At 49.0% G+C, this 23,940-nt stretch carries 21 protein-coding genes; 14 read left to right on the forward strand and 7 right to left on the reverse strand.

Translation table 11 applies throughout. From position 1 onward, the window contains the following. Positions 1–74 precede the first annotated feature (74 nt). From IM638_07175 to IM638_07205, 7 genes are read left to right on the forward strand one after another with little or no spacing between them, the layout of a single operon-like run. Positions 75–1,364, forward strand: coding sequence for a stage II sporulation protein M (locus IM638_07175; GenBank protein ID MCA6362804.1), 1,290 nt, complete (start codon positions 75–77; stop codon positions 1,362–1,364). Continuing rightward, positions 1,354–2,343, forward strand: coding sequence for a hypothetical protein (locus IM638_07180; GenBank protein ID MCA6362805.1), 990 nt, complete (start codon positions 1,354–1,356; stop codon positions 2,341–2,343). The genes IM638_07175 and IM638_07180 overlap by 11 nt, the downstream gene beginning before the upstream one ends. Next, the gene (locus IM638_07185) at positions 2,321–3,097 is read left to right on the forward strand and encodes a DUF4129 domain-containing protein (protein MCA6362806.1); all 777 of its coding nucleotides are present in this window, start codon (positions 2,321–2,323) and stop codon (positions 3,095–3,097) included. Before IM638_07180 ends, IM638_07185 begins: the two co-directional genes overlap by 23 nt. Next, the gene (locus IM638_07190) at positions 3,098–4,330 is read left to right on the forward strand and encodes a hypothetical protein (protein MCA6362807.1); all 1,233 of its coding nucleotides are present in this window, start codon (positions 3,098–3,100) and stop codon (positions 4,328–4,330) included. It abuts the gene before it with no gap. 22 nt (positions 4,331–4,352) lie between these two features. Next, complete coding sequence (locus IM638_07195; protein MCA6362808.1) at positions 4,353–5,342, forward strand: MoxR family ATPase; 990 nt, start codon at positions 4,353–4,355, stop codon at positions 5,340–5,342. 24 nt (positions 5,343–5,366) lie between these two features. Beyond that, on the forward strand, positions 5,367–6,701 hold the full coding sequence (locus IM638_07200; GenBank protein ID MCA6362809.1) for a DUF58 domain-containing protein: 1,335 nt from the start codon (positions 5,367–5,369) through the stop codon (positions 6,699–6,701). Positions 6,702–6,712: 11 nt separating this feature from the next. Beyond that, positions 6,713–7,252, forward strand: coding sequence for an NADAR family protein (locus IM638_07205; GenBank protein ID MCA6362810.1), 540 nt, complete (start codon positions 6,713–6,715; stop codon positions 7,250–7,252). Between the two features lie 7 nt (positions 7,253–7,259). Here the strand turns inward: IM638_07205 and IM638_07210 are convergent, their stop codons facing one another. Both IM638_07210 and IM638_07215 read right to left on the reverse strand, forming a co-directional pair. After that, positions 7,260–8,597 (reverse strand): PHB depolymerase family esterase, encoded by a 1,338-nt coding sequence (locus tag IM638_07210; protein MCA6362811.1) that lies wholly within the window; start codon positions 8,595–8,597, stop codon positions 7,260–7,262. Positions 8,598–8,658: 61 nt separating this feature from the next. After that, positions 8,659–10,293, reverse strand: coding sequence for a C1 family peptidase (locus IM638_07215; GenBank protein MCA6362812.1), 1,635 nt, complete (start codon positions 10,291–10,293; stop codon positions 8,659–8,661). Between the two features lie 369 nt (positions 10,294–10,662). Here IM638_07215 and IM638_07220 point away from each other — a divergent pair, with 369 nt between their 5' ends. From IM638_07220 to IM638_07250, 7 genes are all read left to right on the forward strand, one after another. After that, positions 10,663–11,790: an OmpA family protein gene (locus IM638_07220; protein MCA6362813.1), complete on the forward strand. Its 1,128-nt coding sequence runs from the start codon at positions 10,663–10,665 to the stop codon at positions 11,788–11,790. 324 nt (positions 11,791–12,114) lie between these two features. Next, a complete protein-coding gene (locus IM638_07225; protein MCA6362814.1) occupies positions 12,115–13,809 on the forward strand; it encodes a hypothetical protein in 1,695 nt (564 codons plus the stop codon). A 77-nt stretch (positions 13,810–13,886) separates the two neighbouring features. Then, positions 13,887–14,678: a sulfotransferase domain-containing protein gene (locus tag IM638_07230; protein MCA6362815.1), complete on the forward strand. Its 792-nt coding sequence runs from the start codon at positions 13,887–13,889 to the stop codon at positions 14,676–14,678. Positions 14,679–14,725: 47 nt separating this feature from the next. Then, a complete protein-coding gene (locus IM638_07235; GenBank protein ID MCA6362816.1) occupies positions 14,726–14,962 on the forward strand; it encodes an acyl carrier protein in 237 nt (78 codons plus the stop codon). A 5-nt stretch (positions 14,963–14,967) separates the two neighbouring features. Next, the gene (locus IM638_07240) at positions 14,968–16,020 is read left to right on the forward strand and encodes a ketoacyl-ACP synthase III (protein MCA6362817.1); all 1,053 of its coding nucleotides are present in this window, start codon (positions 14,968–14,970) and stop codon (positions 16,018–16,020) included. Positions 16,021–16,022: 2 nt separating this feature from the next. Beyond that, positions 16,023–17,030 carry a ketoacyl-ACP synthase III gene (locus tag IM638_07245; GenBank protein ID MCA6362818.1) on the forward strand — a complete coding sequence of 336 codons (1,008 nt, stop codon included), beginning with the start codon at positions 16,023–16,025 and terminating at the stop codon, positions 17,028–17,030. Beyond that, positions 17,030–17,590, forward strand: a complete 561-nt coding sequence (locus tag IM638_07250; GenBank protein MCA6362819.1) for an RNA 2'-phosphotransferase — start codon at positions 17,030–17,032, stop codon at positions 17,588–17,590. Before IM638_07245 ends, IM638_07250 begins: the two co-directional genes overlap by 1 nt. Before the next feature lie 7 nt (positions 17,591–17,597). Here the strand turns inward: IM638_07250 and IM638_07255 are convergent, their stop codons facing one another. The 5 genes from IM638_07255 to IM638_07275 all read right to left on the reverse strand — a co-directional run bounded on the left by IM638_07255 (position 17,598) and on the right by IM638_07275 (position 23,681). Further along, entirely contained in the window at positions 17,598–19,442 is a 1,845-nt protein-coding gene (locus IM638_07255) for a WG repeat-containing protein (GenBank protein ID MCA6362820.1), read from the reverse strand. 29 nt (positions 19,443–19,471) lie between these two features. Further along, on the reverse strand, positions 19,472–20,887 hold the full coding sequence (locus IM638_07260) for a tryptophan 7-halogenase (protein MCA6362821.1): 1,416 nt from the start codon (positions 20,885–20,887) through the stop codon (positions 19,472–19,474). 122 nt (positions 20,888–21,009) lie between these two features. Then, positions 21,010–23,154: a ferrous iron transport protein B gene (gene feoB, locus IM638_07265; protein MCA6362822.1), complete on the reverse strand. Its 2,145-nt coding sequence runs from the start codon at positions 23,152–23,154 to the stop codon at positions 21,010–21,012. After that, positions 23,154–23,375, reverse strand: coding sequence for a ferrous iron transport protein A (locus IM638_07270; protein ID MCA6362823.1), 222 nt, complete (start codon positions 23,373–23,375; stop codon positions 23,154–23,156). Before IM638_07270 ends, feoB begins: the two co-directional genes overlap by 1 nt. A 159-nt stretch (positions 23,376–23,534) precedes the next feature. Further along, entirely contained in the window at positions 23,535–23,681 is a 147-nt protein-coding gene (locus IM638_07275; GenBank protein ID MCA6362824.1) for a hypothetical protein, read from the reverse strand. Between the last annotated feature and the right edge of the window lie 259 nt (positions 23,682–23,940).

Consider the following 23,940-nt stretch of genomic DNA (forward strand, 5'->3'; position numbering starts at 1 on the left):
ACCGGTTGCTTATCTTCGTGCGTATGGCTGGCGTTTTATATTTTTAATGCGCATCGCTGCACTAACCCGCCCAAATGAAAGAAATACGCTTTCTTCAGGAAAATCATCAGCTCTGGCTTCGTTTTGAGCAAATGCTTGACGAAAAGCAGCAGAACGCGCATGAACCCGATGCGCTGGCCGATTTGTTTGTGCGGATTACCGATGATTTATCCTGGGCGCGCACCTATTATCCCGGTTCTTCAACTGAGAAATACCTGAATGACCTTGCGGCGCGCGCCTATCTGCTTATATACAAAAACAAGCGCGAGCGTCGCAGCCGCCTGCTGAGCTTTTGGTCGGAAGAAATTCCGCTGATCATGCGCAAAAACCTGCGCAACCTGTTTATCACCTTTCTCATTTTCGGGCTTTCAGTATGGGTGGGCATTATTTCGGCCAGCCACGACGAAGGTTTTGTGCGTCTGATTCTTGGCGATCAGTATGTGGACATGACGCTCGACAACATGAGCAAGGGCGATCCGCTGGGTGTATATAAAGACGAAAATCAGTTTGTGATGTTTCTTGGCATTGCGCTGAACAATGCACGTGTGGCGCTGTATTGTGTGGTGGCTGGTTTGCTTGGCTGGATTGGCGTAGGCTTTCTCCAATTTAAAAACGGCGTAATGCTGGGTGCATTTATGTATTTCCTGAGCAGCGAGGGTTTTTACCACGAGGCCATGCTTACGGTATGGATTCACGGCACCATTGAAATTTTCTGCATTGTGGTGGCGGGTGCGGCGGGGCTTGCATTTGGCCGCGGACTTTGGTTCCCGGGCGCGTGGCCACGCAGCAAAGCGTTTTTACACTCCTCGCGCGAGGCGTTGAAAATAGGCTTTGGCCTGATTCCGTTTTTCTTTCTCGCCGCTTTCTTTGAAGGTTTTGTAACCCGTTTCACGGGCATGCACGATGTAATGCGTATGCTCATCATTGCACTTTCGCTGTTTATGATGGTGGGGTACTTTGTGGTGTGGCCGCTTATTCTGGGCCACCAGCAGCACAAACTGGGCCGTGTAATGGCCGATCAGGGCGAAGAAGCACCTAAAGGCCGAATGGCGTCTGCCAGACTGTATATCCTGCAAAGCAACTCACGCTTTATTCTGCTCATTTCCATTGCCAGCCTGCTTATTCTGCTGCCCGTGCTGGCCATTGTGATGCATTTTGCACTTGGGCAAACAGCAGAACTGTTTACCTATGTTTTCTTTATTCTCTGCGAAGGACTTGGGGCATTAATGCTGACCCTTGCCATACGTAACCGCACCACCAAAGAAGAAAACGACCTTACCATACGCCGATTAAGTAAACATAAACGTGCCGGTTATGAGCAGTAGCAAAGGAGCATTCAGGCTGGAGCGTGTGCGTTCGTTTGGCGGCGTGTTTAACGACACCAAGCGCATACTGCGCGAAAACCTCGGTGCATTTCTCGGTGTGCTGGTGCTTATCATCGGGCCGGTGGTACTTATTACCACTACATTGAGCGTGTATTATGTAAACTATCTTTTTGAAGGAAAAGAGTTTTGGGAATACGAGCACGTTGGCTCATACCTCGGTTTCGCCAGTTTAATCGGACAATCGCGCACATTGTTTAATGGCTTGTTTGCGGCGTGGGTGATTTCGCACTTTCTGAAAGTTTGCCGCGAAAAGGGCTCCTCGAAATTTACCGTGGCTGATGTATCACAAAGCATACGGGCAGATTTTCTGACCGGAATTGTTCATTTCGTTTTGCTCTTTGTGCTGTGTACGGCGCTTGGCATTAGCATTATAGCCATCCTTTTCTGGATTTCATCCACCTCGGCATCGATGGCGGCACTCATTATTTTCTTCAGCGCAATAGGCTACATGCTGCTGCGATTCCCGTTCTGGAATTATGTATTTTCTGTTTTCATGGCACGCGGTTCAACCGTGCACCCCGGTGTAAATGCCAAACGGCCGGGTATGTTTGATTCGTTTAAACTGGCTGGCGAAGTAATGTCGGGGCAGTGGTGGCGTACGTGGGCTATCATGTTTTGCATGTGGGCATTACTTATGGTGGTGGGCTATCTTATCACCATCACCTCTTCATTTGGCATGCAGATACTGGAAATGTTTGGACTAAATGCCTCGTTTGATGAACTGACCCAGAAACTGGTAAACACGCTGCTCGAAGTACTCAGTAATTTTGCGCGCACACTTGTAAACTGTGTGTTTTGTGTGGCCGTGGGCTTACATTACTACAGTATTAAAGAGTTTCGCTATGGCTATACCATCAGCGAACAACTGGATAAAATCGGTAAAACAACCGGCAACGATGATGTGGAACTCAGCTACTAAGTTTATGCGCACAATGCTTTGTGTGTGGCTGCTGAGTGCAGTGCCGCTGTGGCTGCCTGCAGCGTCAACCGACAGTTTGCCCGGCGACAGTTCGTTTGTACAAATGCGTGAGCCCGATGCGGCCAAACAACAACAGTATTACAACGACGATTATTACCGCTACGAACGCAAGCGCGGACTTGAAGAGGAGACTTTTTTCGACCGGTTGCTGCGCTCGCTTTTTGACAGGGGGAATGATGATCAGATTGATCCGAATTCGATTAACGGGAATACGATTGAGCGAACATCGAACGGACTGCAGGCACTCAATTATCTGCTGCTGGCAATAGCGGTGGGCTTGTTGGTGTGGGGATTGATACGCGCCATAAAAAGCGGGGCCGCGGGCAAAATATTCAGCGGAAAAATCAAGGAAGAAGAAGAAATTGATGCCAGTGTGGAGGATGTGGATATTCATGCCATTAACTATGAAACGCAGATTGCTGCTGCCCGTGACCGGGGTGATTACCGGTACGCCGTGCGGCTCTGGTTTTTAAACACATTGAAAAATCTGACCGACCGCGAACTGCTGCACTGGCGGCCTGAAAAAACCAATATGGATTATTATTACGAACTCAGCGGCAAACCCATGCAGCAGAAGTTCGGCGATGCCAGCCGCGTGTATGATTTTGTGTGGTATGGCGAACGGGCAATTAATGCCGGCGATTACGAACGTGCCGAAGAACAGTTTCGTGAACTTAACCGCAACCTCGACTAAATGCTGAAACGAAGCTGGTTTTTGTTCCTCCTCTTTGGTATTGCGGTGGCGGTGCTGGTGATGCTCTCCAGCCGTACTGCCGAACGCCAGTATTCGTGGAAGGACTTTTTCACAGCTGAGGAACGTCAGCCCTGGGGATGTAAAATTTTCAGAGAATATACCGACGAGCTTTTCAATAATGAAGTGAGTACGGTGCGCGCCACACTTACTGATCATTTTCGGAAAAATAACATCCCGCCTGCCAATTATATCATTATTAACACAGCTTTTTCGCCCACCTTTTCGGATGTAAATTACCTCTGTAAGTTTGCTCAAAGCGGCGGATCAGTATTTATTGCAGCGGGCGAATTCGGATTGCTTGAAGACTCGCTGAAATTCCGAACTGCCAATGCTTACGAAGAGGATAAGGTTTTTGATGAGGATAATGATTTTGAAACCTTCGACAACCAACCCAAAGGAGACACACTGCGCGGCGTAAATTTCATTAATCCAAAGCTGAAACATCCGAAAGGCTATAATTTCGACAAGGAATATGACTACCGTTATTTCCGTTTTGCCAATCCGGCGAATACCATTTCGCTGGGTAAGGACGGAGAAGGGAAAGTGAATTTCATCCGCATCAAATGGGGCAAAGGAGAGTTTCTGCTCAATACGCTTCCGCGCGCGTTCACGAACTATTACCTGGCAGACAAAGCTACAGCAACCTATTCTTTTGCGGCTATTTCGTACATGCCCGTGCGCAAAACATTCTGGGATGAAAAATACAAAGACGGTTTGCGCGAAGTACAGGATTCACGCCGCTACCTGATGTCGGAGCCGGCTTTGAAACTTACGTATTACATACTCATTGGCACAGGCGTTCTGCTGCTGCTGTTTGGCGGCAAACGCCGTCAGCGTCCGGTGCCTGAAGTGAAGCCGTTGCAGAACTCAACCCTTGCTTTTGTGGAAACCATTGGTACGCTTTACTATCGCGAAGGCAACACACAGGACATCATCAACAAAAAAATAAGTTACTTCCTTGAATCGGTGCGCGCGCGGTTTTATGTGCAGACTACCGTTTTCGACGAGCCATTTCTGCAAAAGGTTTCCGGACAAAGCGGAGTTTCTTATACGCAGGTAATGGAACTGTTTCAGCTGATAGACCGTTTGCGTCATACCAACGGAAATGGCAGCGGCGAACTTCGCAGGCTGGAACAGCATATCTGGGATTTCAATCAAAACAGCAAACGATAATCACATTTACAATTCACCTACCATGAACGAACAAACGCCGAATCCGTTTTTCCAGAGCCGCCTACCGCTTGCCGATCTTCAGCAGGCTGTGGCCGACGTGCGCGCCGAGATTGGTCGCATAATTGTAGGGCAGGACCGCGTGGTTGATCTGCTCATTTGCGCACTGCTGGCCGACGGGCATGTACTGCTTGAGGGTGTGCCCGGCGTAGCAAAAACGCTTACCGCAAAGCTGCTGGCACGCACGGTTTCGGTGGGCTTTTCGCGCATACAGTTTACACCAGACCTTATGCCGAGCGATGTAACCGGCACCAGTGTATATAATGTAAAAACACAGGAGTTTGAATTCCGTCGCGGCCCCATTTTCAGCAATATTGTGCTCATCGACGAGATTAACCGGGCTCCGGCCAAAACACAATCGGCGTTGTTTGAGGCTATGGAAGAACGGCAGGTAACCATCGACGGGCATACGTACATACTGGAACGTCCGTTTCTGGTGGTGGCCACACAAAACCCGGTAGAACAGGAAGGTACATACCGTTTGCCTGAAGCACAGCTTGACCGTTTTCTGTTTAAGATTGAAATTGATTATCCCTCACTGGAACACGAAACACGCATCATTGCCGATTTCCATAACCGCAAAAATGTAATCGACCTCAACAGTGTTCGTCATGTGCTGAGTGCGCAGCAGCTGCAAAGCCTGCGCGAAAAGGTATTCGGCCTGCATGTAGAGCCGAACCTGATTCACTATATCGCACAAATTGTAAACCGCACGCGCAACAACAGCTCGCTTTACCTCGGTGCTTCGCCGCGTGCTTCGCTGGCTATTCTTACAGCCTCTAAAGCAATGGCCGCCATGCAGGGGCGCGACTTTGTAACACCCGATGACATACGCACCGTGGCCGTGCCGGTGTTGCAGCACCGTGTAATGCTAACGCCTGAAAAGGAAATGGAAGGTGCTACCGCCCGCGAAGTAGTAATGCAGCTCATTCAGCAGGTAGAAATTCCGCGCTAATATTTAAACGCCACGCACGTGTTCATGCTTCGCTTCCTCCGGTCGTTTTACCTCACACAGCGCTTTTTTGCGTTGTGCTTTGCACTGGCTGTGCTGGCCATGCTGGGGTATTTCTACCCCGTACTGCTGCCCGTGGCGAAGATTGTACTGCTTGCCATTCCGGCCGTGCTGGTGTTCGACTGCATACTTGCCTGGAGTGTAAAGCAGGGCATTGCAGCGCGGCGCATTACCATGGACAAACTCTCGAACGGCGATTACAACGATGTAAAAATTGTAATCGAAAGCCGCTTCCCCATGCCCATGCACTGCAAGGTGGTAGATGAGTTGCCTGTGCAGTTTCAGGCGCGCGACCTGAGCTTTGATTTCATGCTCATGCCCCGCGCCGCACGTGAACTCACTTATAAGGTACGCCCGGTGAAACGCGGCGAATACCGCTTTGGCGCAGTGAACGTGTACGTGGCTACCGTGTTACGACTGGTTGAACGGCGCTTTCGTTTTGCACAGGAACAGAACGTACCTGTATATCCGTCGTTCATTCAAATGCGCCGTTTTGAGCTGCTGGCCATTTCAAACCGGCTTACCGAAGCGGGTATCAAAAAAATACGCCGCCGGGGGCAAAACAACGAGTTCGACCAGATCAAAGACTATGTGCCCGGCGACGATCCGCGCACGGTTAACTGGAAAGCATCGGCCCGGCGAAACAGGCTCATGGTGAACACCTATCAGGACGAGAAATCGCAGCAGGTGGTGTCACTCATCGACATGGGCCGCGTAATGAAAATGCCGTTTGAGGAAATGACCCTGCTCGACTATTCCATTAATGCGAGCCTGGTTATCTCAAACATTGCCATGCAGAAATACGACAAGGCCGGCATTGTGACCTTCTCGCATAAAATACACCAGATGCTGCCGCCCGAACGGCGGGGCCTGCAGCTTTACAAAATTATGGAGCTGCTTTATGGCGCCAAAACCGGTTATCTCGAAAGCGATTACGAGCGCCTGTACATGAGCGTAAAACAGCGCCTCACCCAACGCAGTCTGCTCCTGCTTTTCACCAATTTCGAAAGCCTGAGCAGTATGCAGCGCCAGCTTAAATACCTGCGCCGCCTTGCAAAAGATCACCTCTTAGTAGTCATCTTTTTTGAGAATACCGAGCTACGCACTTTCCTCGACGAACGTCCGGTAAGTGTGCAGGAAATTTATTACAAAACCGTAGCCGAGAAATTTACTTGGGAAAAGAAACTCATTGTAAAGGAACTTGAACAGTACGGTATTCACGCTGTTTATACTGCTCCGCAGAATCTCACCGTAAACACCATCAATAAATACCTCGAACTGAAAGCGCGGGGACTGATATAAATTTATGTCTGATGAAATATTCTCTCCCGCTCCTTAAAGAAGAAATTCACAAAGGAAAACTGTTTGAATATTTTTATTTCTGGGGGCATAAAATCCATACGCCTCTTACCGAAACCTGCTTCAGCCAGTGGTATCCGGCTCCGTTTGTACACGAAGGTCTCACCTACCCAACTGCCGAACACTGGATGATGGCCGGCAAAGCCCGCACCTTTGATGATGCGGAAATACTGCAACGTATGTTTGAAACCGGATCGCCTGCAGAAGCAAAGAAACTGGGACGAGAAATAAAAAACTTTGATCCCGATACGTGGGATAAAGTAAAGTATGAGTTAGTGAAGGAAGGCAATGTGCTCAAGTTCTCGCAACATGCTGATATGAAGGCTTACCTGCTTCAAACCGGCAGTAAAGTAATTGTGGAAGCCAGTCCGATGGATGCAATCTGGGGAATTGGACTGGGACGTGAAAATCCGAAAGCAAAAAATCCGTTTACGTGGCGGGGTGAAAATTTATTGGGATTTGCGTTGATGGAGGTGCGGGATGAAATGCGATAACGGATAATTACATTAAACCAAACCATTCCGCAACCCATGCCGTGGAATGGAAGTCGATATCGGTAGCAAAGAAACCGGTTTTGCCGCCTTTTACTGTTTTGCCATTCGGATCAACAGGCAGTGCATGGCCTAAACGTGAAATCATAAACACAAGCACGGGAAACTGACCGGTTGAATCGGCATAGGCAAACTCTTTGATACGTGGATGCTGACTGACGAAAGGACGCTCCAATTCATTTTCAGCAAGCGTATCGGTATTGTGCAGTGCCGTCCATTGCTTCATGAGTTCGGTTGCATTTTGTTTGTTTACCGTATAATCACCTTCACCCTGAAAAATGGCGGCCTGCGGATACTTGCCGGTGTAGCCCGGACGAGCCGCGTGTGCCAGTGCAGCCCATTCGGCGGGTGTTTTATTTACGTTTCCGGCCATTGCTTTTGGCGCTTCGCCCACGTTCTTTGCCGCACCGTAAGGCCCGCCTGCAAACAAGGCGCCTTTACTTATCAGCTCCGGAAAATTCACCATCAGAATATTGGCCATGGCGGCACCGGCCGATAAACCGGTAACATAAATTTGTTCAATGCCGTAGCGTTGTTTCATCCACCACATCATGTTGCGGATAGAAGCCGCCTCGCCCGATGCAGTGTCCTGATCGTCGGCATTGAACCAGTTGAAACAGTTGCTTACGTTGTTTAATAAATCCTGCTCCGGAAAAAGCAGCGCGAAGCCATCTGCTTTGGCAAGATCGTGCCAGCCGGTTTGTTCGGCACAGCTGCGGGCGCTTTGCGAGCAGCCGTGCAGCACCACCACCATTTTCTGCTGCTTCAGCGAGTCGGGCAAGTAGTAATACATGCGCAGGTTGCCGGGATTGCTGCCGAATTCCTTTTGCAGGTAAAGCGGTGTTTGCTGAGTTGATTTCTTCTGTGAAAGTTTAAGCAGGGAAAGATCTTCGTGAATTGAAAATTCGGCTGTACGTGTGCAGATGGTTGTGGAATAAATGCGCAGCGAATCGTTTTTCAGACTGGCGTAAACGATGTATTCTTTATTCAGTTCAAACCTGTAACCGCAATCGCCGCCGCCCATGCCGGTTTCAATGGCCACTGTGCTCATGCTGCGGCCTTTGTAGGTGTGTGTAACTGAAAAGCGATAATGCTTTTGTGAATAGTAAGCACCCGGCATTTCTTTCGATTCAATTTTTACCACAGAATCGGCCAGCACTTTTCCCGAAAAAATCAACGCTGTGGAAGCATACGCCTGGCTCACACTTTCACGCCCGATGCAGGAACAACCAAACGCTGGAACTGTTCCGGATAAAATAATCAGCACTAAAAACAACCGGCTTTTCATACACCTAAAAATACAAAAGAGGCGAACAGCATTTGTCCGCCTCCATTACGTTCATTTAATTTTAACGTTTTTCAATTTCCAGCACCACGGCCATCCAGCCTGCATCGCCAATGGGTTTGCTGAGTTGCACATTTCCATTGCTGCCTGTAAACGTGGCTGCAGAAGTAAGTTTGCTGCCGAGGGCCGCATTTATTTTATCGGCCAGCGTGGTGCCTTTGGCGGCGCTTATTTGCTGATTGATGGCTTTGTAGTCAATCGGCTCGTTGGTAACGAGCACGGCCATTTGGTCGAGAGTACCGATGTTGTCGGGATAAAGCGTGTGGTCTTTGGGGAAGAGCCGTTTACCGGTAATGCCGCAGTAGGGCGAATGTTTAGGCGTGTAAGGAAACAACACGTAGCTGGTGTTGTTGGTTTCAAGACCAATGAGGTAGGTGTAGCACTCGGCATTATTGGTAAACTGAATTTTAAACGGCGTGCCTTTCTGGTCTTTCGACTGACCTTTAACCACGGGCGCTGAAGTGCGGTACACGCCTACATTGCCCGATTTGCCGCGCGCTGTAAAAGGTATGGCTGTTTTGGTTGTTTGATTTTCGAGACCGAAGAGGCAGTCGAGGCTTGAAGGTGCCGGCTTATTTACAGCACCCATTGGATGCAAGCCATACGCTTCTACCACAAAGTAATCGAAATCATTGTAGCGCACCCAGCACACGCCATTGCTTCCCCATTCCTGCCCCCAGGAATTCATTATCTGAAACGCGCCGCCTTTCATATAATCATCATAGCCGATAACGCACATGGCGTGGCCGCCAAACTCGTTGCTGAACGCGGCATCATAATCTGACTTAGCAGGAATCCACACGTCTTTACCTTCCATGCTGCGCATAAACGTGCCGCCCACGCGCATGCCGATCACCACGGGTGCACCCTGCGCCAGATTTTGTTTAATGGCCAGCATGTTTACGCGGTAATCATCGTCGCCGCCGCTGCCGTCGTTTTTCGATAAGCGTGAAGCTCCTTTAATTTTATACAGCTGTGCAGCCTGCAACTGCGAATTATCGGGCTCGCGGCTGCAGGTGTTTTCATCATACGGATATTGCGAAAGCGGAAGGCTGCCGCGTTGCTGCATGGCCTCCATGGCGCGCTGCAGATATGAGCCCTGGCAGTTTTCGAGTGCAATCTGGTTGTACAGAAACGATGGGCTGAAGCTGGTGCCATTGGGATCCTGCCCGGTGGCGCGGCTGTAAAGGATTGTGCGTGCAGCATACGCGCTGGCCCAGGCCACACAAGAGCCCTGTTTACCCTGATTGAGACGCTTAGGCGCAAACTCAAGCAGCGACACACGTTCGGGTAATGGATCTTTCACGTTATCGGCCAGCGGCTCATACACATCCGCCTGCGCATATACTTCGCGCTTCATGTCGCACCCGCGGCTGTACGACGAGTTGTTGGCGTTGAGTAAACCGCCACCGCAACTGCGCCCGCTAAAGAACCAGAAGATCACCAGCGCCGCCACCACCAACAGCCCGATTTTCGGATTGCGAAAGAAAAAGCGAATAAGCTGCGGTAAGAACATCAGTAAAATGCCCAGTCCGCCAAAACCGCCGCCGCCACCGCCGCCACGGTTAAATCCGGATCGGTTACCGGGATTGAAATTGGGGCCGTTGTCGTTGCCGTCCTGGTCAATACGTATTGGCATAAGTCTGTGATTTGAAATGGGACGTTAAATCTGTTCCTCAAATCTAAGGCAGTTTTACCATACAGAAAACGTCCTGCCCTGCGTTTTTTGAACGACTGACGATCTTTGATTGATGACACTGCCAAAGTTTATAGAACAATGAGTTTACAGAGAAACGACCCGGAATAATTTAAACCTGATTTTACAATGAAACTCGTTAACTAATACACAAACTGAATTATGCACCTTAACAACATAAATTGCCAGTAAATTCGGGTGATATCAGTATTAAAATAACCTATGCCGAATGATACGTTTTTCGATAAAAAATAGATTGTTTGAATAGTTCGTCTAATTTTGCGGTATCATCCAGAATTAACACATCACACCATGAGAACAGTTACACTCACACTTGCAACACTGGCTCTGGGTACATTTACCGCCCTGAACGCCCAAAACTTAGTTAAAAACGGTTCGTTTGAAGAAAACAAACGCGAACCCAAAGGCTGGGGCGAAATTGGCCGTGCCACAATGGCAAGCAGCGCCAATAACACAACCGTAGATTATTACGGTCCGAAAGCCTGCAAAGGTCAGGCGCTTTCTACCGGCGAAAATTTCATGGGTAATCAGGCCGCTTTTGAAGGACAGCATTACGCCGGCATTATTGCCTATTATGGCGACGAGGCGACCGACTGGAGCAGCATCTGGAGCGGCGAGCTTAAAACCCGCAGCGGTTATCAGGCCTACAGCGAATATGTACAACTCGAATTTTCGAGTGCCCTCGAAGCAGGCAAAACCTACAGCATTTCTTTTCAGGCCAGTTTGGCCGATAAAAGTGCGTTTGCAGTATCTGGTCTTGGCGCATACATCTCGAAAGAGAAAATGAATGCCATGAAAAACACATACCTCGATGTGGAGCCGCACATTTCCTCATCGGCCATGACTGATAACACGGGCGGCTGGACAGAGATCAAAGGCACCTATACTGCCAAAGGTGGTGAGATGTACATCATTATCGGCTGCTTTAAAAAGGGCATGGAAAAGAAAAACGTAACCGGCCAGAACAATGCACTGAACATGCGCCGCGCATACTATTATATTGATGGCGTGAATGTAGCTGGCGGCGCTGCATCTGTAGTGCCCGATCAGCCCAAAGATGAGCTTTATGAGCAAATTCTGAGCGGGGCAAACATTAACCTGAAAGGCCTGAATTTTGAAACCGGCTCGGCTACTATCAAAAAAGAATCGTATGCCGATCTCGATAAGTGGGTGACCGTGCTCAAAGCACACCCCGAACTTCGTATTGCCATCGAAGGTCATACAGATGCTTCGGGCAACGCGGCAAACAACATGACACTTTCAAAACAGCGTGCCGAATCGGTAAAGAAATATTTTACAGACAAGGGCATTGCTGCTGATCGTATGACCACCGAAGGCTTTGGCTCTACCCGTCCGGTGGACAAGGAAAACGTGAAAAGCCTTGCCAACCGTCGTGTAGAAATTCACATTGCGAAGTAAGCAGAACAATTGCTTTTAAAACCGGCTGTTTCAGATGCTGAAACAGCCGGTTTTGTTTTATAGCGCACCTTTATTAAGCACGGTAATATCCGTTTTCAACCGAATAAACCCATACATACAAAGCGCTGATATACAACGCAATAAAAGCAGATCCGTTTATAAATATAAACGCTAATTTACTTGACATCGCCTCTATACTATTGTATATTTGCCATAACGAAATTAATTCTGCGCAGTTTGAAAAAGGGGTTGATTGCCCCGATTTTCGTAGTGTTTACGGCCGTTTACACGTTTCTGGTTTCACCTATTTAATTTTCAATTAACATGGCTATTTCGAACTCGCCGCTCAATGCGGCTACTCAGTCTTTTGTCCTTTCCGAACCGGCTTCACATGAGCTTGAGCACGGTATTTTCAAATGGTGGTGGTGGTGGCGTCGCTGCCGTGTACGCATTCTTTTTGTTGCCGATTATATTGATTACTCCACAGATGCTTTTGGCTTGAGTGAAGTAATTACAAAGGCATTAAATACAAGCGGCCGCCCCAATGTAACATTCCAGATTACAAAAGCGAGTTATTATTCTGATCCTACGGCAGACATTCAGAATTTCCGTTTCACAGACCCCACATTCAATACCAGCAATTATGATGAAGTCTGGATTTTTGGTGTTGCCGGCGATTTCAGTATTCTTCCTACTGCAGAACTTCAGGCTGTAGCCAATTTCATGAATGCCGGTGGTGGTGTATTTGCAACCGGCGACCATGAAGACCTGGGTGCATTTTTCTGTGCCGAAATGCCTCGCGTACGCAGTATGCGCAAATGGTATTACTACAACACCCCCGCAGGCGATCCGAACCGTTTGCAGGCTCCCGATGTAAGTGGGCCCGACCGTCACGATACAATTGTAGCAGGCAGTACGCCCGGCGTACAGTCGAACGAACAATCGGACGAGTTCCCGCAGAATATTACTCCGAAAATTTACAGCAGCGGAAGTGGAATTTTCGTTCACCCGCTCCTGCAAAAACCCGGTGGCGCAATCCGCATTCTGCCCGATCACATGCACGAAGGCTCCTGCATTGTACCGGCCGATCTTACCGAACCCATCCTTCCCGGTTCTTCACTCGATGAATATCCGTTCCTCGCCGGCAGCACCTCAGAGCGCGTTTCGCCCGATGTGATCGCCATTTCATACTCCGGCGGCGGCGGCAACCCCAACGATTCGGGCGAAGTTAACCCACGCTGCTTCGGTGCTATTTGCGCTTACGACGGACATCTTGCCACTGGCAATATTGGCCGGGTAAGTGTGGATGCTACATGGCACCACTTCCTGAACATCAATCTCGATGGCACCGGAAGCGGACTCAATGGTTTCTATGTGGGTGGCGTACCTACTCCTGAGTACGAAGACATTAAAAAGTATTTCCGGAATATCGCCCTGTGGCTGGCTCCGAAATACCTTCAGAAATGCTTCCGCTACCGTTGGATTTACTGGCTGCGCTACAAATTCCCCCTCATCTGGGAACTTCGCCCGATTGAAAAAGCAACCATTGCCGACATACGCCGCGTTGGCGCAGAAACGGCAAAAATGATCAGCGAAACTTTCGGCGAAGCTGAAGTAATGCAAACCGTTGTTACTTTCGTAAATGAACTGCCCGAAACAGTGCGCCATGAATTACTCAAAGAAGTAAACCCATGGCTCAATACCCGCACCGATAAAGGCGGACGTAACGAGTCGAAAGTAACTGATGACAAAATTATGCGTGCCGAAGCATTTACCGAATGCCTGCTTGGTGGTGTAATTCAAAGTGTGGTAAACAACACTCCGGTTGCTCCTCGCATGTTTGAAGATCTTCTCGAAAAAGAAGAACTCACCGACGAAAAAATGGCCGGAATTGTAATCGACGGTATTTCTCTTGGACTTAACACCTATGCCGAAGCTATGGGTGTTGTACTCGAAAAAGCCGCGAAATACAGTGAAATGCTCAAAGTCAGCTCTGCAGACATCAAGCGCGGATTGTAAACCAATGCGTTTCTTAATCAGGATCCCTTTCCGTTCCGGGAAGGGATCTTTTTTGTGCGAACTGCTTATCTTGCAGCATGCCGCACACACCACGCCAGTACCTCCGCGCCCTGCTGCTGAAATTCGGCTTTGGCAACGAGGCTGCATTCAGGCTAAATCTCGATGAAATACGCAGCGATGATGTATTTCTCTGCTCCTATCCCAAATCAGGGAATACGTGGCTGCGGTTTATACTTGCACATCTTTATTCCACCCGCAGTGATCTTACGCCGCGCAATGTGGACGAACTTGTGCCTGATGTGTACATGGCAAACGATATGGCCAATGCCGCACTTTCACCCAGACTGCTGAAAACACATCACCCCCTTTTTGACCATTATCCGAAAACCATTTATGTGGTGCGCGATGTGCGTGATGTAATGCTTTCGTATTATCACTACCAAAAGGCGCTTGGCGTGTATAAAGGGAGTTTAGGAGAATTTATTGATGTGGCTGATACGTTACATCCGTTCGGAAACTGGAGTGCGCATGTGGAAAAGGCCATTGCATTTGCAGCGGCCCGGCCTCAGCGCATATTGTTGCTGCGTTACGAAGAATTGCAGCAAAACCCTGAGGCGGAAATTCAGAAACTGATTGCGTTTCTAAACATACCCGCACAGCGCAACATTGCTGAGGCCGTGGCGCTCTCGTCATTTGAACGGCTCAGCACACTTGAAGCTACACATGGCAGTTCATTCAGCGATAAAAGCGGGAAACCTTTTTTCAGGAGAGGAAAAACCGGTGAAGGCAAAACACAGCTCAGTGCGGAAGACCATGCGCGGCTGTTTGCGCGGCACACCAAAGCCATGCAGTTGCTGAAGTACAGCTGAGCCGGGGAATTCGTTATATTTACTTTTCAATTTCACCACACTTTTCTATGCCTTCAGTTCAGGAACTCATTGCCAAAATTGAACACGAAATTGAAGAACTTCCGCAAGGTGTTCTTCAGCCTGATACCCAATTCCGTCAACTCCCTGAATGGAGTTCAATGCATGCACTCATTATTATTGCACTGGCCGAAACGGAATATAATGTAACACTGAGTGGCAACGACCTGCGCAGCTGCGTAACTGTTGCCGATTTGCACCGCATTATTGAAAGCCGTATGAACTAAGCCCGATGGCTATTTTCACTACTCATCACGTAAGCATTTCTGGTATTTCGGCTGCAGTTCCTGCTTGCACGGAAAGCAACCTCGATTATGATTATGTGAGCGAGGCCGAACGAAAGCTGCTGGTAAAAACCACCGGCATACTCAACCGCCGGATTGCGGCACCGGGTCAAACACTAACTGATCTGGCTGAAATAGCCGGCAACCGCCTGCTCGATTTCCTTGGCTGGAACCGAAGCGAAGTGGATTTGCTTGTACTCGTTACACAATCGCGCGATTATGTATTGCCTTCGTCGGGGGTAATTTTGCAGCAACGTTTGGGCCTTTCGCAGTATTGTGCAGCGTTTGATATTGGTCTCGGTTGCAGTGGTTATGTATATGCCATGTCTGTGGCGATGTCGATGATGCAATCAGGCGGTTTCCGCAAAGGGCTTGTAATTGCAGGTGATATTTCCACTTCGGGCACCAACCCGCGCGACAAAAGCACGTATCCGCTTTTTGGAGATGCCGCTACGGCAACAGCACTGGAATACAACCGTGATGCCGCGCCTGTGCATTTCAATTTGCAGAGCGATGGCACCGGTGCGGAAACCATAATCATTCCTGATGGTGCACTGCGGCATCCGCCCACTGCCGGCATGTATGATGTGCAGGAGTTTGAACCCGGCATCATCCGCTCGCGTCGCGACCTTTGGCTGAACGGACTTGATGTATTTAATTTTTCGGTGCGTGAAGCGCCGCCGAATATGCAGCAGCTTTGTACGCAAAGCGGCAATCCGCTCGAATCGCACGACTGGCTGGTGATGCATCAGGCTAATTTGCTGATGAATGAAACCATTCGCAAAAAACTGAAATTCCCTGCCGAAAAAACACCCTACTCGTTAAATGATTTCGGCAACACAAGCTCGGCCTCCATCCCCCTTACTATTGTATCGAAATGTGCAGAGGCATCGGCCACACCACAACGCTGGCTGCTTTCGGGCTTTGGCGTAGGACTGAGCTGGGGCAGTATGAGTTTATCCACCCACGGCTTTGCCTGTATGCCGGTAATTGAAGTATAGCCATGCCCGCACGTGTAGCTGCATTTACTTATTATCTGCCCGAAACGACGTACACCAATGCCGATTTCGCCCGCGATTTCCCCGAAGCCAAACTTCAGACGCTTGAAAAAATTGGTGTCGAAAAAAGACATGTCACACCGCCCGGACAAACATCGTCAGACCTTGCCTTTGCCGCAGCAGAAAGGCTAATCAGCGAAAACAGTATTGATCGCAACAAGATTGATTTTCTGATCTACTGTTCGTTTGATTACGACTATCACCTTCCCAATACGGCCTGCGTGCTTCAGCACCGGCTCGGATTATCTGCACGTTGCGGCGCATTCGACATGGGATTAGGCTGCAGTGCCTATGTGTATGGAATTGCTACAGCCGTTTCGCTGCTCGAAACCATGCAGCTGAATAATGTACTGCTGCTCACTGCATCATCACTTACACACAAAATTCATCCGCAGGATCGGGGCAACCGTTTTCTGTTTGGCGACGCAGCTTCTGCCACATTAATTTCATCATCCGACAAAAAGCAAACCGGCCCGTTTACTTTCGGAACCAATGGTGGTGGCGCCGATCAGATCATTGTCCCTCATGGCGGGATGCGCAACCCATTAAATGAAACTTCATTTCAGGAAAATACCGATGAATTTGGAAACATAACCAGCCCGGCCAGTTTTCAAATGGATGGTTTCGGAATATTCAGGTTTACTGTGGCTACTGTGCCGGGAATGGTTGAAGAAACGTTGCAGAAAGCCGGAATTACCCGGGAAGCTATCGACCTCTTTGTATTCCATCAGCCCAATGTATTTCTGAATGAATTACTGCGAAAAAAACTGCTGATACCCGAAGAAAAATTTGTGCACTGCATGAAAGATTTTGGCAATACCGTGCAGGCCACCATTCCCATAGCACTTACCGAGGCACTAAAAGAAGGCCGCCTGAAACCGGGAATGAAAGTATTGCTGGCGGGCTTTGGTGTTGGCCTTTCCTGGTCTTGCGGAATTATTGATTATGAATAATGGATAAGAAAACGCTTACTGCAATTAGTAAAGAAGTATCGTATGCACTTCGTCACGCACCGGAAGAATTCGGGCTTACGCTTGATCCCGAAGGCTGGGTGTTTACAGAAGATCTTGTGCGTGCAATCAATGCGCGGCATAAAAATTTACCCGAAGCAATTACTGCCGGGCTATTGCAAAAACTAAATGCAGAAGCTGAAAAGCAACGCTGGGAGTTTTCTGATGATCAAGTGCGTGCGCTTTATGGCCACAGCACCGAAGATCGCATTGTAAAGCAACCCGCTACACCGCCTGCATTACTTTGGCATGGAACAAATCAGCAGGCCTGGGAGCAAATAAAACAGAACGGACTTAAGCCGATGAACAGACAATACGTGCATCTTTCTTCCACACGCGAAACCGCCCAACGTGTAGGAAACCGACGTACATCGCACGTGATCATGCTTTGTATTGACACTGCAAAAGCACAAGCCGCCGGATTACATTTTTACCACGGCAATCAGGACACGTGGCTGGCTGATCATGTGCCTGCCGGATTTATTTCTGTGGCTCAAGCCTGATCATCTTTTAATCAAGCGTCTTGCGCATCGGATTAATCAGCGGTGAGGCCTCATCAAAACGTGCAGCAAAAAGTTCTTTGCCTGCTACTGTGAGATAACCGAATTTACCTTTTTGCTTAAATACCGCAGTGCCGTTTACCAAAGGCTGTACTTCGTCGTAACTTGGTGCAATGACAACATTTCCTGTACTGTCTATTAAACCAAACCTCCCGCCACGGCTCATTACGGCGTAGCCATTAAACATCAATCCGATACTGTCATATTGCGGCGCCACAATATAGCGGCCGGTTTCGTCAATAATGCCCGAGCCGTTATCTTCCTTTACAACCGTACGTCCCTGATAAAAATAAATGTAGGAAAGCGAAAGCGGTTTATACACGAGTTGACCGTTTGTTTTGTAACAACCTGTATAGCCTGCAGCCTCTACCGTAAAATAACCTGGCTGAAGGTGATAAATTTCATCAAACACTACGGGCAAAATACTTCTGCCATTGGTATCAATTACGCCACCGGCTCCGCGGCTGTTAGCAATATTGCGCAAATAACCGATGCTCTTTGCCAATGAATCGGAAGCCGCGTCTTTCGATAATTCCTTTACATGGAAAAAGCCATCACCGAGGCTGTAAATGATAAGCCACTGCGGCTCCGACACCCATTTTCCGTTACGGTCAATGAGTCCGTAGCGGCCGTTTTGTTCCACAATGGCGCGGTTAAATACAAAATCATCGGCGGCTTCAAATTGCGGCTCCACCACTACCCGGCCTGATTTATCACAGTAACCATAGCGTCCGTCGGGCGCTCTGAAACGGATACGCTCGCAGGAAGCCTTAAATACTTCCGAAGCAGGCACCGAAATAGTGCCTATCGTATTCCCTGTTTTGTCGATAATGATGTTTTTACCGTTTGCAGTAACCGCAGCGCATCCGTTGCGAAACGGCGTGGCATAGGCATAAACCGGCGCCACCACTTCTTTGCCCTGTGCATCAATAAATCCATATTTCCCGTTTCGCGAAATGCGGAACATACCGTCGCCGTAAACCGGTTGCTGATCATACACCGGCTGCGCGATGAGTTTGCCGGAGCTGTCCACAATGCCGTAGGTTCCAATCATGGCATCGGGATGATGCTCATCGAACGCGAATTCCTCTTCGCTGTGTGCCGGCTCAATTTTCTTTTGCGAACTATCTTGTAGAAACGGATAGTACCAGCTTCCGCTTTCACTGGTAAAAATTTCGTTGTATTCCGGCTCAAGCACCAGTTTACCTTTTGTGTTAATGAGTCCGAAGCGTTTGTTTTCGCCACCCTGAAGCAGTGCCAGCAGCATATCTTCGGCATTGCTGGTATCCTGTTTCACCACCAGCCCGAGCGGCCCCGTCATTTCTCTGAGGTCTTGCAATACAAACGGACAAACAAGTTCGCCGGCTGCATTTACCACGCCAAGTGCCCGGCCTTTCTGCACTACGCATAAATCGGCAGTGTAGTAGTAAACCTGTTCATATTGTGCAGGAATAATTTCTTTTCCGGTTCCGTGTGCCGCAAAGCCAAAACGTCCGTTGCTGCCGGTAATGAAACACTGTACACTGAAAGGGATTACCGAATCCCAGCGCGGAGCCACAATTTCCCGGCCATCCACATCAATAAGCCCGTATTTATTGTCTTTTTTCACCACCGCCGAGCCATTGATATAGCTCCAGGCATTCGTGTAAGCGGGATCTATCACAAAACTGCCGGTTTCATCCACATAACCGTATTTACCATCTACTTTCACACAGCCGCGCAGTTTTCCGCTCTTGCCGCATGAAGCAAAACCCAGCACAAGCAGGAATACGCCAAAGAAAAACAAATTACGCATGCCGCAAAAATAGTTGAATTAGCGGCAGCTTAAGCCATCACACCATTTATTGAAGTGGCATGCACATAGGCATCATCAATATCACCGAAAATGGCTTCGTAAGTAGTTCCGCAGGTTTTTTCGTGTACGTTGGGCCGGTTCACCACCAGATTGCGCCAGCGGGCAAACTGCTTGGGATTTTTCAGCATATCAAGGAAATCATTGTACTTCTCGTAATTGTTGAAGAAATCGCCGGCCAGCAGATAATGCACAAGTGAAAATGCGGTTTGGTAACCTTCGTAATTCGATTCTGAAGTGGAGCTGAGGTTGGCAAGGTTGAATGATTCAGGATCGTAGAAGATATTGATGAATTTCTCAACGAGATTGTATGCCCCGTCGATGTATTTTTTCTTCTCTTCCATGGCTTTCATGCCGGCTTCGCGTCCTTCTTTCATCAGCACATCAAGCGCCTCGGCAAACATGCGGCTGCTGTTCATACCGAGATATACACCGGAGGCAAAAATAGGATCGAGGAATTTGCCTGAATCACCAAGCATTACGAAATTATCGCCAAAAGTTTTTTCGGCGTAGTACGAATAATCGGACACAGCAATGAGCGGCTGCGCAATTTGAGCGCCTGTCAAAATATCGCGCGTAAGCGCACATTCATTTACTTCCTGCAAATACAACGCCCGCTGCCAGTCTTCATGCCCTGCGGCGGTAAGTTTTGCTTTCTGCTCTTTGAGGTATTTGCGGTTAATGACAAGCCCCACGCTGATGCGGTCTTTGCCTACGGGCTGAATACCAAACCAGCCGCTTTTGTGCTGTTCGAGATACACAATCTGCAGCAGGCCCACATCAATGCCCTGTGTGTATTTTGCGCCTTTCCAGTGCGTGAGAAAAGCAATACGGTCGAGTTCCTGATACGAATGTTTATCGCCGCTGCGACGCGCAAGAAAGGTATCCTGTCCGCTGGCATCAATCAGAAACTTGCCTTCGTAGCTATGTGTTTGTCCGTCGGCTTCGGTGGTAAACACATTGACATGCCGGTCGGGCAAATTCAGATCAACCTTTTCTACTTTGGCCTGCTCAATAACCACAGCGCCGTTTTTAGCGGCATTATCAAGCAGCATTTTATCAAAATCTGCACGCACCACGTGAAATGAGAGATAGCTCTCATCGTGAATAATATTGCGGAAACACCAGGTGGAACTCTGCTTCCCGTCGTGGCTTGAGAAACGGGCACCGGGTTTGCGCACAAAGCGGCGCTTCATTTCATCAAACACGCCAAGTTCCTTAAACAACGGATAGCAAAACGGCAGCAATGATTCGCCTACATGCTGGCGCGGAAATTTTTCTTTTTCCAGCACAAGCACCGAATAACCTTTCCAGCACAAATAAGTAGCCGCAGATGATCCGGTAGGACCACCGCCAATAATGATGAAATCGTAAACCGGAGTGTTCATGGCACGCAAAAATTATTCATCCGAAATATACAATTCAGGTTTTGTTTTTGCCATTAAAACCAAGGTGGTGTTTGCTGTTTTAGGCGAGAACGCTGATTTCTGTCAAACAAAAACCAGTTGTTTTAACTCAGCAGTACATAAGCCAGCCAGCTTGCCGCGTAGGCCAGCACACCCATAAACACAAACTGAATACCGGGCCAGAGCCAGCTGTTTGTTTCGCGTTTCACTACGGCAATGGTGCTGATACATTGCAGGGCAAAAGCATAGAAAATGAGCAGCGAAAAGCCTGTAGCAGTCGAATACACAGGCTTGCCGGTAAGCTGGTCGCGCTCTTTGCGCATAATTTCGCGTATCGGCTCCACGTTTTCTTCGTCGCCGGCGCCGTAAATGGTGGCCATAGTGCCTACAAAAACCTCGCGCGCGGCGAGCGAGGTGATAAGTGAAATACCGATTTTCCAGTCGTAGCCAAGCGGGCGGATTACCGGCTCGATGAATTTGCCCAGCTGCCCGGCAAATGATTCTTCGAGTTTGTGTGACGCGGCAGCGGCTTTGGCCTGATAGAGTGTATTGAGCTGATCGGGCGTGGCGGCGGCCGCTTCGGCTGCTGTTATCTGAGCGGCAATGGCGGCCTCCTGTTCACGTGCTTTTGCAAACGTATCGCCGTAGCCATACGAAGCCAGAAACCAAAGCACTACCGATACTATGAGAATGACTTTGCCTGCATCAATTACAAACACGCGCACCTTTTCGTAAATGGCATAGAGCACATTGCTCCACTTGGGCATGCGATACACCGGCATTTCCATAATAAACCAGCTTCGTTCGCGGGTTTTGATGAGCAGGTTCATGACCCATGCGGCCGCCAGTGCCATGAAAAAGCCCAGCAGGTAAAGGGCCATTAACGTAAGCGCCTGCAAGTGAAAAATACCACCTACAGTTTCATCGGGAATAATGAGTGCAATGAGCAGCGTATAAACCGGCAGGCGTGCCGAGCAGCTCATGAGCGGTGTAACCATTATGGTAATGATGCGCTCTTTCCAGCTGCTGATGGTGCGCGTACTCATGATGGCAGGCACCGCACAGGCCATACCGCTGATGAGCGGAATAACCGAACGGCCATGCAGACCAAAACGGCGCATGAGTTTATCCATAATAAAACTCACCCGCGCCATATAGCCCGAATCTTCGAGCATGGCGATAAAGAAAAACAGCAGGGCAATTTGCGGCACAAACACCACTACGCCGCTTAGTCCGGCCAGAATACCTTCGGTGAACAAATCGGTGAGCCAGCCTGCGGGCAATACGTCACTGCACCAGCCGCGCAGTGCGGCAAACCCCTCTTCAATCCACGTCATCGGATATTCGGCGAGATAGAAGATGGATTGAAACATCACAAACAGCAGCAGCAGGAAAATAACATAGCCGCCAATGCGGTGTGTGAGGATTTTATCGAGTTTGCGGGTGAAGGGAGGGCGAGCGGGCTGGCTGCCGGTGCAGGCGGCAATATGCTGACCGATGATGCCGTGGCGGTGCAAACTTTCTTCGGCCTGTGCGGCAGAGGGCGAAAAGCCGGCGGCATCCATAATGGCCTGCAACGGATGAGCTTCGCTGTAAAGCAGGTGCGCTTTGTGCAGGGCCTGATAATGGGTAAGTCCGGGAAATTCCTTCTGCACCAGCTTTACCACATCGGGCACTACGCTGGCCAGATCGGAAAAAAGATAAGCCGGTGGCATAAGCGGGGCGACAATAGCCTGACGAAGTTCGTCGATACCCGTTTTTTCACGGGCACTTAATGCAAGCACCGGAATGCCCAGACGGTTACTCAAACGCGCAGCATCAATATGCAGTCCGCTACGGGCCGCCTCATCTATCATATTCAGCACCAGCACACATGGGCGACCCAGATCAATCACCTGACCAGCCAGATAAAGACTCCGCTTGAGGTTGGTGGCATCAGCCACAATAACAGTAAGATCGGGGAAATCAGGATTTTCGGTATTCGTGAGTACCTCACAGGCCACCCGCTCATCGAGCGATTTCGGATAAAGGCTGTAGGTGCCGGGCAAATCAATACAGGTTACTTCAACGAGCTGCCCCTGATATTTTACGCGAAAATTGCCGTGCTTTTTATCAACCGTAACACCGGGAAAGTTGCCGGTTTTCTGGTGAAGGCCGGTTAATGCGTTAAAAAGTGTGGATTTACCACTGTTGGGATTTCCAACCAGCGCAATACGTCGGGTCAACACAGAGGCTGCGGCAGCCGGCATCAGGCAACGGAATTAATGCGGCGGATACGCACAGTAGCCGCTTCGGAACGACGCAAACTCAATACGTAGCCGGAAATGTTAATGGCGATCGGATCGCCAAGCGGAGCCACTTTTTCAAGCATCACTTCCTCGCCGGGCGAACAGCCCATTTCGAGAAGCTTGAGCGAAAGTGCTTTGTCGGTAAAGGATTCTATCACGGCACGCTCACCAGGAGCAAGCATGTCAAGATGTTCGGCGTTGAATTGCATAACTACCTTACAAAGGTAAAAACACCCTTGCGCCGTTAAACTACCTAAAAGAGGGTATTTTCTGAATATTAAGGGAAGATGATTTATCTCAGAAAAATCGCAAAACACTAACAAGCAATAACTTACAATCAACTAGCGTTTCACCTTCTTCTTTTTGGCGGTAAACGTGGGGCAGGTACCGCACTTATTCTTGGGCTTAAATAAAAAACACCCCGAAAGCGAGGTTCCGGCCACTCCGGCCACAATCAAAAACGGAAGTAAACGACGAAACAACTTCATAGTGCTAATATAACGAAAAACGAGCGGCGATAGTATTGTATCACTCATTCAGTTCCTTTAATCGCTGCATAAACACATAACTTCAAAAAAATTTCACCATCACCTGTAACAAACCGGTAAGCCCTGTGCGTCTTATTCATGAAACTCACCAAGAACAACACTACACACATAAAAACACTGCATCATGAAAAAGCTCGTACTCCTCTTCGCCCTCCTGCTTGGTTTCACCTTTACCGCCGCCGCCAACAACGGCAACCGC

This window comes from Bacteroidota bacterium (assembly GCA_020402865.1).
GTDB lineage: Bacteria > Bacteroidota > Bacteroidia > Palsa-965 > Palsa-965.

What these genes read in the sequence shown, in the direction of transcription:
- IM638_07175 (MCA6362804.1), top strand. Translation starts at nt 75, where the DNA reads ATGAAAGAAATACGCTTTCTTCAGGAAAATCATCAGCTCTGGCTTCGT.
- IM638_07180 (MCA6362805.1), top strand. Translation starts at nt 1,354, where the DNA reads ATGAGCAGTAGCAAAGGAGCATTCAGGCTGGAGCGTGTGCGTTCGTTT.
- IM638_07185 (MCA6362806.1), top strand. Translation starts at nt 2,321, where the DNA reads ATGATGTGGAACTCAGCTACTAAGTTTATGCGCACAATGCTTTGTGTG.
- IM638_07190 (MCA6362807.1), top strand. Translation starts at nt 3,098, where the DNA reads ATGCTGAAACGAAGCTGGTTTTTGTTCCTCCTCTTTGGTATTGCGGTG.
- IM638_07195 (MCA6362808.1), top strand. Translation starts at nt 4,353, where the DNA reads ATGAACGAACAAACGCCGAATCCGTTTTTCCAGAGCCGCCTACCGCTT.
- IM638_07200 (MCA6362809.1), top strand. Translation starts at nt 5,367, where the DNA reads ATGCTTCGCTTCCTCCGGTCGTTTTACCTCACACAGCGCTTTTTTGCG.
- IM638_07205 (MCA6362810.1), top strand. Translation starts at nt 6,713, where the DNA reads ATGAAATATTCTCTCCCGCTCCTTAAAGAAGAAATTCACAAAGGAAAA.
- IM638_07210 (MCA6362811.1), bottom strand. Translation starts at nt 8,597, where the DNA reads ATGAAAAGCCGGTTGTTTTTAGTGCTGATTATTTTATCCGGAACAGTT.
- IM638_07215 (MCA6362812.1), bottom strand. Translation starts at nt 10,293, where the DNA reads ATGCCAATACGTATTGACCAGGACGGCAACGACAACGGCCCCAATTTC.
- IM638_07220 (MCA6362813.1), top strand. Translation starts at nt 10,663, where the DNA reads ATGAGAACAGTTACACTCACACTTGCAACACTGGCTCTGGGTACATTT.
- IM638_07225 (MCA6362814.1), top strand. Translation starts at nt 12,115, where the DNA reads ATGGCTATTTCGAACTCGCCGCTCAATGCGGCTACTCAGTCTTTTGTC.
- IM638_07230 (MCA6362815.1), top strand. Translation starts at nt 13,887, where the DNA reads ATGCCGCACACACCACGCCAGTACCTCCGCGCCCTGCTGCTGAAATTC.
- IM638_07235 (MCA6362816.1), top strand. Translation starts at nt 14,726, where the DNA reads ATGCCTTCAGTTCAGGAACTCATTGCCAAAATTGAACACGAAATTGAA.
- IM638_07240 (MCA6362817.1), top strand. Translation starts at nt 14,968, where the DNA reads ATGGCTATTTTCACTACTCATCACGTAAGCATTTCTGGTATTTCGGCT.
- IM638_07245 (MCA6362818.1), top strand. Translation starts at nt 16,023, where the DNA reads ATGCCCGCACGTGTAGCTGCATTTACTTATTATCTGCCCGAAACGACG.
- IM638_07250 (MCA6362819.1), top strand. Translation starts at nt 17,030, where the DNA reads ATGGATAAGAAAACGCTTACTGCAATTAGTAAAGAAGTATCGTATGCA.
- IM638_07255 (MCA6362820.1), bottom strand. Translation starts at nt 19,442, where the DNA reads ATGCGTAATTTGTTTTTCTTTGGCGTATTCCTGCTTGTGCTGGGTTTT.
- IM638_07260 (MCA6362821.1), bottom strand. Translation starts at nt 20,887, where the DNA reads ATGAACACTCCGGTTTACGATTTCATCATTATTGGCGGTGGTCCTACC.
- feoB (MCA6362822.1), bottom strand. Translation starts at nt 23,154, where the DNA reads ATGCCGGCTGCCGCAGCCTCTGTGTTGACCCGACGTATTGCGCTGGTT.
- IM638_07270 (MCA6362823.1), bottom strand. Translation starts at nt 23,375, where the DNA reads ATGCTTGCTCCTGGTGAGCGTGCCGTGATAGAATCCTTTACCGACAAA.
- IM638_07275 (MCA6362824.1), bottom strand. Translation starts at nt 23,681, where the DNA reads ATGAAGTTGTTTCGTCGTTTACTTCCGTTTTTGATTGTGGCCGGAGTG.